This is a genomic window from Ottowia cancrivicina (assembly GCF_029813755.1).
Taxonomy (GTDB): Bacteria; Pseudomonadota; Gammaproteobacteria; order Burkholderiales; family Burkholderiaceae_C; genus Ottowia; species Ottowia massiliensis.
This window is the reverse complement of sequence record NZ_JARVII010000001.1, coordinates 49,272-62,263: the sequence shown is the minus strand read 5'-3', so window position 1 is coordinate 62,263 and position 12,992 is coordinate 49,272. Positions and strand designations below refer to the sequence as shown.

Here is a 12,992-nt window from a genome sequence, read left to right as displayed (position 1 = left end):
TGACGAAGCGAGAAGCGCCTTGACAGGCAGGCAAGGCGCGGGACGGGCCGGCAGATGCTGCGGCAGACGCTCTGGCAAGCGCAGTGACGTATCGAAAAGAGGAGCTAAATAAAGGTGGCAAAAAGTGGCTCTCGCGCACTCTGCACTAGGACGTATTGCTATTGACAAAGGAGCAAAATAACGCTGCGCGCCCGCCGCCTGAGCCGCACTTTCGCCCCTTGCGGCCAAATTGTGAACAGGCGGCTAGCGTCTGCGGCTGCGGGGCTTTTGCCCAATGGCTTCCATCTGGCGGTCTCTGCGCTCCATGCGTTCGCGCTCTTCACGTTCCATGGCCTTGCGCTTGGTGTAGCCTGTGGCATCGGCCCAGTTCCACCAGACAAAGGCGCCCGCAAAGGGGGAGAGCACCCACCACCACGACCATTCGGCCACGGGAGACACCTCAAAATATTTCAGCAGCATGAAAATGACGCCCAGACCCACCAGATACATTGCTATTCCTCTGTCGAAATGTTTGTTTTCACAACCCGGCAAACTGGCTGCCAAGCGTGCTGTCAACCGTGCGCAGGCAAGCCGCGTTGTTGAGGCGTAGCTTAACTTCTCCCATGACAAGAGGAACACAGACCATGAAACACCTTCTGCTTGCACTGGCCTGCGTGGCAGCTGCCGGCCCGGCTGTGGCCGACGAGGGCATGGCGAAGGCCAAGAACTGCCTGGCCTGCCATTCGGTAGAAAAGAAAATGGTGGGGCCTAGCTTCAAGGACATCGCCGCCAAGGGCGGAGATGCTGGCAAACTGGCTGACAGCATCAAAAATGGCAGCAAGGGCAAATGGGGTGCCATTCCCATGCCGCCCAACCGGGTGTCGGATGAAGAGGCGCAGCAACTGGCCGCATGGGTGTTGTCGCTGAAATGAGCCAGGCGGCCCGTTTGCCGCGTGAGCCATAAGAAAGCCCGCATCAAGCGGGCTTTTTTCATGGGTGCTCAGGGATGGAGGGCCGCGCCCTTATTCCATGTGCAGGCCGCCGTTGCACGAGAAATTGGCGCCGGTGGTAAAGCCCGAGTCTTCACCGGCCAGCCAGCCGACGATGGAGGCGATTTCGTGCGGCGTGCCCAGGCGTTTGACGGGGATGGCCGCCACGATTTTTTCAAGCACATCAGGCCGGATGGCATTGACCATGTCGGTGCCAACGTAGCCGGGGCTGACGCTGTTGACCGTCACGCCCTTGCCCGCCAGCTCCTGCGCCAGCGCCATGGCAAAGCCGTGCATGCCCGCCTTGGCGGCCGAGTAGTTGGTCTGCCCGGCCTGGCCTTTCCTGCCGTTCACGGAGCTGATCTGGATGATGCGGCCCCAGCCTTTGGCCACCATGTCGGGAACCACCTGCTTGGTCACGTTGAACACGCCCGAGAGGTTGGTGTTGATGACGGCGTCCCATTCCTCCCGCGTCATTTTCATGAACATGCGGTCGCGCGTGATGCCGGCGTTGTTCACCAGCACGTCCACGCCGCCATGCTCTTCTTTGACGCGTGCGAAGGCATCTACGGTGGATTGCCAGTCAGCCACGTCTGCCACGCTGGCGTAAAAGGAGAAGCCCTGCGCGGCTTGCTCGTCCAGCCACTTCTTGTAGTCGCGCGTCAAGCCGCAGCCTGCGACGACTTTGAAGCCTTGGCGGTGCAGTTGCTGGCAGATGGCGGTGCCGATGCCGCCCATGCCGCCTGTCACGTAGGCAACTTTCTGGTTCATGTGGAGGTCCTCCTTTGCTTTGAAAAAAATGGCTGGTCAGCGTCCACTCCACTGGCGCTGACAGCCGACGACGGCCTGCCCGCCCGCCAGGCCGCCTTGCATGAAATGAAAAACCCCATGCGAGGCGGCCGGCAGGCGTCCCGATTCAGGCCTTGACTTTCACGTAGCGCCCCGGAGCCGGTTCAATGGGCTTGCGGCCATAGCTGGCAGGCGCGGGCACCTGCTTGCCAGCGTGGGCGGCCAGCCATGCAGACCAGTCGGGCCACCAGCTGCCGGGGTGTTCGGTAGCGCCTTCCAGCCATTGGTCCACGTCGGCTGGCAACTGGCCGTCTTCGCGCAGCCAGTAGTTGCGCTTGTTGGCCTGGGGCGGGTTGATCACGCCGGCGATGTGGCCGGAAGCGCCCATCACGAAACGCCGCTCGCCGGGCAGCGCCTGCGCGCTGGCGTAAGCGCCGCCGATGGGCACGATGTGGTCTTCGCGCGATCCATACACGTAAAACGGCACGTGCAGCTTGCGCAAGTCGATTTTTTCGCCGCACACGGTGAGCTTGCCGGGCTTGACGAGGTTGTTTTCCAGATAGGTGTTGCGCAGATACCAGGCGTAGAAGGGGCCGGGCAGGTTCGTGGAGTCGCTGTTCCAGTACAGCAGGTCAAACGGGGGCGGCGTTTCGCCCTTGAGGTAGTTGCCCACCACGTAATTCCAGACCAGATCGTTGGGCCGCAAAAAGCTGAAAGTGCTGGCCAGTTCCTTGCCCTTGAGCAGGCCGCCCTTGCCCATCTGCAATTCGCGGAACTGCACGGAAGGCTCGTCGATGAACACATCCAGCACGCCCGTGTCGCCAAAGTCCACCAGCGTGGTCAGCAGCGTGACGCTGGCCACGGGGAAGGCGCTCTTGCGGCCCTTGGCCTTGGCGTGCCGCGCCGTCAGCACCGCCAGCGCCGTGGTCAGCAGCGTGCCGCCCACGCAAAAGCCCAGCGCGTTGATTTGTTCCGCGCCCGTGATGTCGCGCACCTGCTCGATGGCGGTGATGACGGCCTGCTCGATGTAGTCGTCCCACGTTTTTTGCGCCAGCGATTCGTCGGCGTTGCGCCAGCTCACCACGAAAGTGCGGTTTCCTTGCGCCACGGCGTAGCGCACGAAGGAGTTGTCGGGCTGCAAGTCCAGGATGTAGTACTTGTTGATGCACGGCGGCACGATGAGCAGCGGCTTTTCATGCACTTTTTCCGTCAGCGGTTTGTATTCGAGCAGCTGGAACAGCTCGTTTTCAAACACCACGGCGCCCTCGGTCGTGGCCACGTTGCGGCCCACTTCAAACTGGCTCTCGTCGGTCATCGACATATGGCCTTGCTGAATGTCGCGCACCATGTTCGCCAGGCCCTGCGCCAGGCTTTGCCCTTGCGTTTGCAGCGCCTTTTGCTGCGCTTCGGCATTGAAGGCCAGAAAGTTGCTCGGCGCGGCCGCCGCAATCCACTGCTCGGTGGCAAAACGCAGGCGCGCCTTGGATTTGGCGTCGCCCTCGGCGGCGTCGGCCAGCGCCATCAGCGTGCGGGCGTTGAGCAGGTACAGCGCCGCCGTCCAGGCCGCCACCGGGTTCTGCTTCCAAGCTTCGCCCTTGAAGCGGCGGTCCTTGATTTCAGGCGGCGCTTGCAGGCTGCGGTTCCACAGCGCCGTGGCTTCCTTCATGTACTCGTCCTGCAACTCGCGCAGTTTTTCCGGCGCAAAGCGCAGCACCGGCATGGCGGGCGGCAGCGGATTGGGCGCGTCGCCCTGCTGCAATGACTGCATGGCTCTGGCCCAGTCGCCCATCCAGTCGCTTTGCCAGGGCATTTTGAAAATGGGCGCGAACGGCTGCGTCTGTCCCATCCAGGGCCACGCGCCAAAAGACGCAAAAGGGTTCGAAGGCTGAGCCATGCAATTACCTCCTTGTCAAAAGTGCGGTCTACAGCAAGGCCAATGTAAGCGGGAACGCGCGCTTCGGCTATGGGATAAAACCCTTCATGCAAAGACGCGCCAGATTGACGGAAATCAATGCGTGCAAGCAGCGGCCATGCAGTTTCCTCTCCATCGCCGCAGAGGGCGGGCGGCGCTTTGTTGCGGCGCTTTCAAGGCCTGCCCGCAGCCAAGTCCCGAAGCGCGCCGCAAGCCCGGAGCGGGCGGCCCGCTGCCTGCCAGGCAGCATCAATAACAGGAGCAAAAATAGTGGGGCCAAATACCGCTTGGCGCAATCCCCACTAGGACGTATTGCTATGGATAGAGGAGCGAAATAAAGACGGAAAACGCCGCACCCCCGCCGCCTGCGGCTTGCCATTCCGAACCGTTTTTTTGCGCTTGCGGCCAGGCGGCGGGCCAGCTTTCTGAACAGGCTCTCAAGGGCGCAGGCGGCGGGCCAGTTCGCCTGCCGTCAGGGACTGAAGGGCGGGCCAGTCATCAGCCAGCGCGCCATGCTGCCAGGCGGCCTGGCAGGCGGCAGGCCAGGGGTGTGCGCCTGCGGCCAGGCGGGCGCCAATCAGGCCGGCCAGCACATCGCCAGTGCCGGGCGTGGCCAGGCGGGCATTGCCGGTGGGGTTGATGCACGGCGGCTGCCCAGGCGCGGCGATGACGGTGCCGGAGCCTTTGAGAACAACGACGGCATCCAGCCGCGCGGCCAGCGTGCGTGCGGCGGCCAGCCGGTCTTGCTGCACGGCGCTGGCGCTGCTGCCAAGCAAACGCGCAGCCTCCAGCGGGTGCGGGGTGAGCACAGTCGCATGGCCTTCGGCGCTGCGCTGGCGCACGGCGGCCTGCAAAGCCGTGCTGGCCGCCAGGGCATTGATCGCATCGGCATCCAGCACCAGGCGCGGGCAGGCGCGCAGCACCGCCGGCAGCACGGCTTGCACGGCCTGGCCGCCGCCACAGCCGCACACGGCGGTGATGGCGCGCAGCTCCAGCGCCGAAAAGCGGCGCAGCATCAGCTCCGGCTCCGGCAGCGCCGCCCAGGCGGCAGGCGCCGGCTCGCCTGCGTCAGCCAGCGGGCAGACATACACGCGCCCCGCGCCCGCGTGCAAAGCGGCGCTGGCAGCCAGCCAGGCCGCGCCCGTCATGGCCGTGCCGCGCGCGGCGCTGCACTCGCCGCCAATCACGGCCACATCGCCAAAACAGCCCTTGTGGCTGGCATGAGGGCGGCAGGCGGCGGGCGGCACCGGCGCGGCAGGCTGGGCGCCCAGCCAGGCGGCAGGCGGCTCGCCAGCGGGCAGGGCGGCGGGCGCGCCCAAGTCGTCAAACCACACCGTGCCGCAGGCATCGCGCCCATGCGCGGTGAAAAGCCCCGGCTTGGCCGTGAGCAGCGTGAGCGTGTGGCGCTCGGCCCGTGGCGCAGGCAAGGGCTGGGCCATGTGGCCGGTGTCGGCGTTGAGACCTGTGGGCACATCCAGCGCCAGCACGCGGGCGGCGCTGGCATGCATGTGCGCCAGCCAGCCGGCCATGCGCCCTTCGGGCGGGCGGGTAGCGCCTATGCCCAGCAGCGCGTCCACGCACAAGTCTTGCGCGCTCAGCCCGGCAGGCGGCTCATCCGTAAAGAGCACGCCAGCGGCGCGCGCGCGCTGCAGCGAGCAGCGCGCATCGGGCGGCAAGCGCTCTTCTTCGCCCAGCCAGCTCACCACCGGGCGCATGCCCCAGGCGTGCAGATGCATGGCGGCTTCCAGCCCGTCGCCGCCGTTGTTGCCAGGGCCGCAGGCCAGCCAGATCACGCGCGCATGAGGCGCCAGCGCCAGCGCCAGCCGCGCGGCAGCCAGCCCCGCGCGCTGCATGAGCGTGTGCGCCGCAAGGACCTGCATGGCCGCATGCTCCATCCGGCGCGTAGCAGCCACGCTGTGAAGCGGCAAAGGAGTCTGGCGGGTGATGCGGAACATGAAATCTCCGGTTCAAAGGCTGCGAAAGCCTGATTCTGGCAACGCCAAGAAGCGAAGGCGCTCATTCCTGCGCTTCAAAAGCGGCAGCGGCTAACCCAGTCTGCTCTAAGAGCCTGTTCAAAATCCGTCCGTGGGTGCGAAAAGTGCGAACTCGGACGCCCGTGGGCCTTGCACATCCTCCTCGCCGGGCTGCAATTGGGCGGCAAGACCCGCCAGCGGTTTGCGCCTTGCGGCCCATCACGATTTCGCACTTTTGCCTCTTGCAGCCAGGCCCTGAACAAACTCCGGATGCAGCGAAAAAAGCCCGGAGCGCAGACGCAAAAGCCGACGGCGCCGGGCGCGGCTTCTTGGGCGGGCGCGCCTGCATCCTGGCAAGGCTCGATGTGACAATCCGCGCCCATGAATCTTTTGTTTGACGAAGCGGGCAAATTTCTTGCGGGCCGCATTCTTTCGGAGGCCGAGGCATCGGCGCAGGTGGAGCTGGACTCGGGCAAGCGGGTGAAAGTCAAGGCGGCCAATCAGCTTTTGCGTTTTGACAAACCCGCGCCCGCTGATTTGCTGGCGCAGGCGGGCGAAATGGCGGCGCAAGTGGAGCTGCCGCTGGCCTGGGAATTCGCGCCGGAAGACGAATTCGGCTTTGCCGCGCTGGCGGCCGATTACTTTGGCGGCGCGCCCGGCGCGGCAGAGCAGGCGGCCATGCTGATGGCGCTGCATGGCGCGCCGCACTACTTTCGCCGCGCGGGCAAGGGGCGTTTTCGCAAGGCCGCCGCCGACATCGTTGCGCAGGCGCTGGCGGCCATCGAAAAGAAAAAGCAGATTGCCGCGCAAGTGAGCGCCTGGGCGGCCGAGCTGGCGGCCGGGCGCTGTCCGGCGGAAATCGAAGCGCAGCTCTACAAAATCTTGTTCAAGCCCGACAAAAACGCGCCCGAATACAAGGCCGTGGTGGAAGCGGCGCGCGCCACGCAACTGGCCCCGCTGGAGCTGCTGAAGAACGCGGGCGCCATCGCCTCGGCCTACCAGTTTCACTGGCAGCGCTTTTTGTTCGAGCACTTTCCCAAAGGCACGCAGTTTCCGCCGCAGGCGCTGGCCGCTGCGCTGGCGCCCGCAGATGACTTGCCGCTGGCTGGCGTGCAGGCGTATTCCATTGACGACTCGCAAACCACCGAAATTGACGACGCGCTCTCCGTCGAAGGACTGGGCAGCGGGCAAGTCACGCTGGGCATCCACATTGCCGCGCCGGCGCTGGCCATTGCGCCCGGCGACGTGCTGGACGGCGTGGCGCACACGCGCCTGTCCACCGTTTACATGCCCGGCAACAAAATCACCATGCTGCCCGACAGCGTGGTCGCCGCCTGCACGCTGGACGCGGGCCAGGCCAGCCCGGCAGTGTCGCTCTACGTCACGCTGGACGAAGCCACGCTGGAAATCCAGCGCCACGAAACCCGGCTGGAGCGCGTGGCCGTGGCCGCCAATTTGCGGCATGACCGGCTGGACGGCCTGATCACCGAAGAATGGCTCACTGCTCCCGCCCAAAAACAAGACGAACCACAGGACGAACAGCCGCCCGGGCTGCCCATACCGCGCCAGACGCTGGCCTTCCTCTACCGCCTGGCGCTGCACCTGAAAGCCCAGCGCGAAGCCGTGCGCGGCAAGCCCGAAAACTTCAGCCGCCCCGACTACAGCTTTGCGCTGGAAAGCGCGCAAGGAGCAGACAGCGCGGACAGCGAAGCCGCCCCTGCCCTGCCCACCGGCAGCGAGCGCGTGCGCATCACCCAGCGCCAGCGCGGCGCGCCGCTGGACTTGATCGTGGCCGAAGCCATGATCCTGGCCAACAGCACCTGGGGCCAGTGGCTGGCCAGCCTGGGCGTGCCCGCCATCTACCGCAGCCAGGCCAGCCTGGCGCCCGGCATCAAGGTGCGCATGGGCGTCAAGGCCCTGCCGCACGCGGGCATCGGCGTGCCCAGCTATGCGTGGAGCACCTCGCCGCTGCGCCGCTATGTCGATCTGGTGAACCAGTGGCAGCTCATCGCCTGCGCGCGCCACGGCGCCACCGCCGCGCTGGCCGCGCCTTTCAAACCCAAAGACGCGCAGCTGTTTGCCATCATCAGCGCCTTTGACGCCGCCTACACCGCCTACGCACAAAACCAGGCCGCCATGGAGCGCTTCTGGACGCTGCAATACCTGCGCCAGAACGCCATCACCCACCTCACCGCCAGCGCCCTGCGCGAGCAAGCTGGCGGCGCGTGGCTGGTGCGCGCCGAAGAACTGCCGCTGACCCTGACCGTGATGGGCACCGGCGGCATGGCGCGCGGCTCGCTCGTGCGTGTGAAGCTCGGCCACATTGACGACATCGCGCTGGACGTCAGCGGCAGCGTGACCGAAGTGCTCAGCGCATCGCCTGCCAGCGCCCCGCCGGAAGCCGAAGACGAGGCCGAAGAAGCCGGCGCCGGCCCCATCGCCATTGCCGTCGATCTGGCCGATGGCGATGGCGAACAAGCCCCGGGCGTGGCTGCGGCAGGCTGAAAAAGGCCGGAAAGCAGCGCGGCGGCCGCCGGTAACAAATGGATAATCCCGCCCCGTGAATCTCGACCGTCTCAAATCCCTCTCCACGCTGCAATGGGCGCTGATCGTCTCGGTGCTCATCCATGCCAGCCTGCTCACCATCCGCTTCGTCAATCCTGAAGGCTTCCGGCGCGTGTTCGAGGATTTGCCGCTGGAGGTCATCCTCGTCAATGCCCGTGGCGACGAAGCGCCCGCCAAGGCCCAGGCCATTGCCCAGGCCAACCTGGCTGGCGGCGGCGACAGCCCCCTGCCCGACGTGCGCGCCACCACCCCCCTGCCCCCTGCCTTGCAGGCCATGCTGGGCGACGCCGCCACCGAAGAAGCCCAGCGCCAGATCGAATCCATGCGCGAGCAGCAAAACCGCCTGCTCGACCAGCTGCGAAAACAAGTGGCCGCGCTGCCCAAGCCTTCGCCCGACAAGCCCAAAAACGACCCCGACGTGATCGAGCAGGAAGAGCGCCGCAAGCACCTGTCGCAAATGCTGGCCGAAATCGAACGCGCGGTGAAAGAAGAAAACTCCCGCCCCAAAAAGCGCTTCATCAGCCCCGCCACGCGCGAGGAGATGTACGCCCTTTATTACGACACCGTGCGCCGCAAGATCGAGGCGCGCGGCACCAGCAACTTTCCCGAAATCAATGGCCGCAAGCTCTACGGCGAGCTGACCATGATGATCACCGTGAACCACGATGGCCGCGTGTTCGACACCGAAGTCGTCGAGTCTTCCGGCAGCCGCCACCTCGACCGCCTGGCCGAAGCCATCGCCCAATCTTCCGGCCCCTTCGAGTCCTTCGGCCTGGCCATGCGCAACCGCGCCGACCAGCTCATCATGGTCTCGCGCTTTCGCTTCACGCGCGACGAACGCCTGCAAACACAGCTGCTGGGCAATTGACGGCCTGGCATGGCTGGTTTGCGAGCAGTCTGTCTTCCCAGCCTCATCGATCCGGGCAGCGGCAGAAAGATAGCTCATCTATTAATAGCAAACTCTTCAAGTTTCACTAGGACCTCAACGTTTTTTTCATGCTTTCAATCTGCTTTTTTTCTAATAGCAAACAGCCGGCCAACTCCCCGCTCATGCCGCCGCCTGCCGCGAGGCGGCTATAGCGTTTCGCTATGCGGCGGTTTTAGAATCCGCTGCTTTCAAGCCCGCTTGGCTCCCCACATTCAACAAGGAACGGGAAAGGCACATCTGGTTATGACACCGCGAACCCGCCCGCACGCCATCTGCGCGGCCCTTGCATGCACGGGCCGCGAGAAACGCCGGTTCGCGCGCGCCTGAATCACTTGCCGGAACCCAAAAGCGCGGGCCTGCTGCCGCGCTTTTTTATTGCCCGAAAGAAAAGAGAACGCTCATGACCCACCCCGTCCGCATCACCCTTCCCGACGGCTCGCAACGCGAATATCCCGGCCCCGTCTCCGTGGCTGAAGTCGCCCAGTCCATCGGCCCCGGCCTGGCCCGCAACACGCTGGCAGGCCGCGTGGACGGCAAACTGGTGGACGCCTGCGACGTGATTGACCACGACGCCCGCCTGCAAATCATCACGCCCAAAGACAAAGACGGCGTGGACATCATCCGCCACTCCTGCGCGCACCTGGTCGGCCACGCCGTCAAGCAGCTTTATCCCACCGCCAAAATGGTGATCGGCCCGGTTATCGAAGAAGGCTTTTATTACGACATCGCCTACGAACGCCCATTCACGCCGGAAGACGTGGCCGCCATTGAAAAGCGCATGAAAGAGCTGATTGCGCAGGATTACGACGTGATCAAGAAAATGACGCCGCGCGCGGAAGTCATTCGCGTTTTCCAGTCACGTGGCGAAGATTACAAATTGCGCCTGATTGACGACATGCCCAATGAAAAGGCAATGGGCCTGTATTTTCATCAGGAATATGTGGACATGTGCCGCGGCCCGCACGTGCCCAATACCCGCTTTCTCAAGGCATTCAAATTAACCAAACTGGCAGGAGCCTACTGGCGCGGCGATGCCAAAAACGAACAATTGCAGCGCATTTACGGCACGGCCTGGGCCGATAAAAAAGACCTGGACGCTTATATCAAGCGCATGGAAGAGGCCGAAAAGCGCGACCACCGCCGGCTGGGGCGCGAGCTGGATTTGTTCCATATTGACGAGCACTCGCCCGGCACCGTGTTCTGGCACCCCAAAGGCTGGATCATCTGGCAGGAAGTGGAGCAGTACATGCGCCGCGTTTACCGCGAAAACGGCTATCAGGAAGTCAAAGGCCCGCAAATCCTGGACAAATCGCTCTGGGAAAAAACAGGGCACTGGGACAAATACCGGGAAAACATGTTCACCACCGAAAGCGAAAAGCGCGACTACGCGCTCAAGCCCATGAACTGCCCCGGCCACATCCTGATTTTCAAACAGGGCGTGAAAAGCTACCGCGATTTGCCGCTGCGCTACGGCGAATTCGGCGCTTGCCACCGCAACGAGCCTTCCGGCGGCCTGCACGGCATCATGCGCGTGCGCGCTTTCACGCAGGATGACGGGCACATTTTCTGCTCCGAAGACCAGATTCAATCTGAAGTCACGGCCTTCACCACGCTGCTGCAAAAGGTTTACAAAGATTTTGGTTTCGACCACATCATCTACAAGCTCTCCACCCGCCCCGAAAAACGCATCGGCAGCGACGAAAGCTGGGACAAGGCTGAAAACGCGCTAGCCGAAGGACTGCGCGCCTCAGGCTGCGAATTCACTTATCTGCCTGGCGAAGGCGCTTTTTACGGCCCGAAAATCGAATACACACTCAAAGACGCCATTGGCCGCGAATGGCAATGCGGCACGATTCAGGTCGATCCCAACCTGCCGGAGCGGCTGGACGCCGAATATGTGGGCGAAGACGGCGCGCGCCACCGCCCCATCATGCTGCATCGCGCCATTGTGGGCAGTCTGGAGCGTTTCATCGGCATTCTCATTGAACAGCACGCAGGCGCCATGCCCGTCTGGCTGGCGCCAGTGCAAGTGGTCGTCACCGGCATTACCGACGCGCAAGCCGATTACGTGGAATATGTGGCCGCCGCGTTGCGTGAGCGCGGTATTCGGGTACAAACCGATCTCCGCAACGAAAAAATCACCTATAAAATACGCGAGCATTCGCTGCAAAAACCGCCCTTTATCCTCGTCGTCGGCGACAAGGAAAAAGAGGCCAAAACCGTGGCGGTGCGCGGCAGGGGCAATGCCGATCTGGGCGTCATGCCGCTGCAAGCTTTTGCCAGCCGCGTATTGCAGGACATTGCAGCAAAAAGCTGAATGCCTGCGCGCTGCCGCTTTTCATTCCTTTCATTTCTGAGGTAATCGCCATAGCTACCAACTTTCGTGACCGCCGCCAGCGCGAAGAACGCGCCCACCGGCTCAACCGTGAAATTACCGCGCCCGAAGTGCGCCTGAACGGCCCTGACAACGAGTCCCTGGGCATCTTTCCCCTGCAGGAAGCGCTGCGCATGGCGGGCGAGATGGATGTGGACCTGGTTGAAATCGCCGCAGCGGCCAGCCCGCCGGTCTGCCGCCTGATCGACTACGGCAAGTTCAAGTACCAGGAACAAAAGCGCGCCGCCGAAGCCAAGGCCCGGCAGACGGTCATCGAAATCAAGGAAGTCAAATTCCGCCCCGGCACGGACGATGGCGACTACAACATCAAGCTGCGCAACATCCGCCGCTTCCTGGGCGATGGCGACAAGGTGAAAGTGACCCTGCGTTTTCGCGGCCGCGAAATCACGCACCAGGATCTGGGGCTTGATCTGCTCAACCGCATTCGTGAAGACTTGGCGGATGTCATCCAGGTCGAGCAATTTCCCAAGCTCGAAGGCCGGCAGATGATCATGATGCTCGCCCCCGCGCGCAAGAAAGCCGGCGGCGCAGCCAAGGCCGCCGAAGCGTCTGCGCCCGCCCCTGCTGAAGCGGCGCAGAACTGAAAGCAATCGTAGATAATTGCGGGTTTTCCGGCGTTTGACCGCGCCGGAGAAAAGTGCAGCTTTCGCCTTGGGCCTGACGGCTTTGGGCGGCAGCCGCACACAAAAGTGGCTCGGGGCCATCAAGGGCGCGAAGGTCTTTGCGCACGCCTCTCGAGCACAAGCCAGAAGGAGCATTTCAAATGCCCAAAATGAAAACCAAGAGCAGCGCGAAAAAGCGTTTTCGCGTTCGTCCCGGCGGTACCGTCAAACGCGGCCAGGCCTTCAAGCGCCACATCCTGACCAAGAAGACCACCAAGAACAAGCGGCAACTGCGCGGCGCAGTCAATGTGCATGAGGCCGATCTCGGCCAGATCGCGCAAATGCTGCCCAAATGCGGCCTGTAATCACTGACGAACAAGGAGAAAACGAATGCCTCGCGTCAAACGTGGTGTGACGGCTCGCGCCCGTCATAAAAAAGTTCTTGCCCTGGCCAAGGGATACCGTGGCCGCCGTGGCAACGTCTATCGCATCGCCAAACAGGCGGTGATGAAGGCTGGTCAGTACGCCTACCGTGACCGCCGCAACAAAAAGCGCGTGTTCCGCCGCTTGTGGATTGCCCGCATCAATGCCGCCACCCGCGCGCTGGGCCTGACCTACAGCCAGTTCATCAACGGGCTGAACAAGGCCGGGCTGGGTCTGGATCGCAAGGTGCTGTCCGACATCGCTATTCACGACGAAGCGGCTTTTGCCCGCATCGTGGAGCAAGTCAAGGCCAAGCTGGCCGCCTGAAGCCTCGCGCACCAGGCCCCAGCGGCCTTTGCGCCACATGGCGTTTCAGGGATTGGGGGCCGCACGGCGCCCAATCCCTTTTTCATTTTTCCCTTCCCTACTGCCCTGCC

At 63.6% G+C, this 12,992-nt stretch carries 11 protein-coding genes; 7 read left to right on the top strand and 4 right to left on the bottom strand.

The annotated features are described in order from the left end of the window. Positions 1-243 precede the first annotated feature (243 nt). A complete protein-coding gene (locus QB898_RS00305; RefSeq protein WP_279523331.1) occupies positions 244-489 on the bottom strand; it encodes a TIGR04438 family Trp-rich protein in 246 nt (81 codons plus the stop codon). Between the two features lie 134 nt (positions 490-623). Between QB898_RS00305 and QB898_RS00300 the strand changes: the two genes are divergently transcribed. Next, entirely contained in the window at positions 624-911 is a 288-nt protein-coding gene (locus tag QB898_RS00300; RefSeq protein WP_050715906.1) for a c-type cytochrome, read from the top strand. 90 nt (positions 912-1,001) lie between these two features. Here the strand turns inward: QB898_RS00300 and phbB are convergent, their stop codons facing one another. The 3 genes from phbB to QB898_RS00285 form a co-directional block, all read right to left on the bottom strand. Next, a complete protein-coding gene (phbB, locus tag QB898_RS00295) occupies positions 1,002-1,739 on the bottom strand; it encodes an acetoacetyl-CoA reductase (protein WP_279523330.1) in 738 nt (245 codons plus the stop codon). Positions 1,740-1,884: 145 nt separating this feature from the next. Further along, entirely contained in the window at positions 1,885-3,651 is a 1,767-nt protein-coding gene (gene phaC, locus QB898_RS00290) for a class I poly(R)-hydroxyalkanoic acid synthase (protein ID WP_428982705.1), read from the bottom strand. A gap of 455 nt (positions 3,652-4,106) precedes the next feature. Beyond that, a complete protein-coding gene (locus QB898_RS00285; protein WP_279523329.1) occupies positions 4,107-5,624 on the bottom strand; it encodes an NAD(P)H-hydrate dehydratase in 1,518 nt (505 codons plus the stop codon). A 399-nt stretch (positions 5,625-6,023) separates the two neighbouring features. On the opposite strand from QB898_RS00285, the gene QB898_RS00280 reads away from it, so the two are divergent. The 6 genes from QB898_RS00280 (at position 6,024) to rplT (ending at position 12,882) form a co-directional block, all read left to right on the top strand. Further along, on the top strand, positions 6,024-8,147 hold the full coding sequence (locus QB898_RS00280) for a ribonuclease catalytic domain-containing protein (protein ID WP_279523328.1): 2,124 nt from the start codon (positions 6,024-6,026) through the stop codon (positions 8,145-8,147). Between the two features lie 55 nt (positions 8,148-8,202). After that, positions 8,203-9,075, top strand: coding sequence for an energy transducer TonB (locus QB898_RS00275; protein ID WP_279523327.1), 873 nt, complete (start codon positions 8,203-8,205; stop codon positions 9,073-9,075). Between the two features lie 460 nt (positions 9,076-9,535). After that, on the top strand, positions 9,536-11,452 hold the full coding sequence (thrS, locus tag QB898_RS00270; protein ID WP_279523326.1) for a threonine--tRNA ligase: 1,917 nt from the start codon (positions 9,536-9,538) through the stop codon (positions 11,450-11,452). A 44-nt stretch (positions 11,453-11,496) separates the two neighbouring features. After that, a complete protein-coding gene (infC, locus tag QB898_RS00265; RefSeq protein ID WP_279523483.1) occupies positions 11,497-12,114 on the top strand; it encodes a translation initiation factor IF-3 in 618 nt (205 codons plus the stop codon). Positions 12,115-12,293: 179 nt separating this feature from the next. Then, a complete protein-coding gene (gene rpmI, locus QB898_RS00260; protein ID WP_050715898.1) occupies positions 12,294-12,497 on the top strand; it encodes a 50S ribosomal protein L35 in 204 nt (67 codons plus the stop codon). 25 nt (positions 12,498-12,522) lie between these two features. Continuing rightward, complete coding sequence (gene rplT, locus QB898_RS00255; protein WP_050715897.1) at positions 12,523-12,882, top strand: 50S ribosomal protein L20; 360 nt, start codon at positions 12,523-12,525, stop codon at positions 12,880-12,882. The last annotated feature ends 110 nt before the right edge of the window (positions 12,883-12,992 follow it).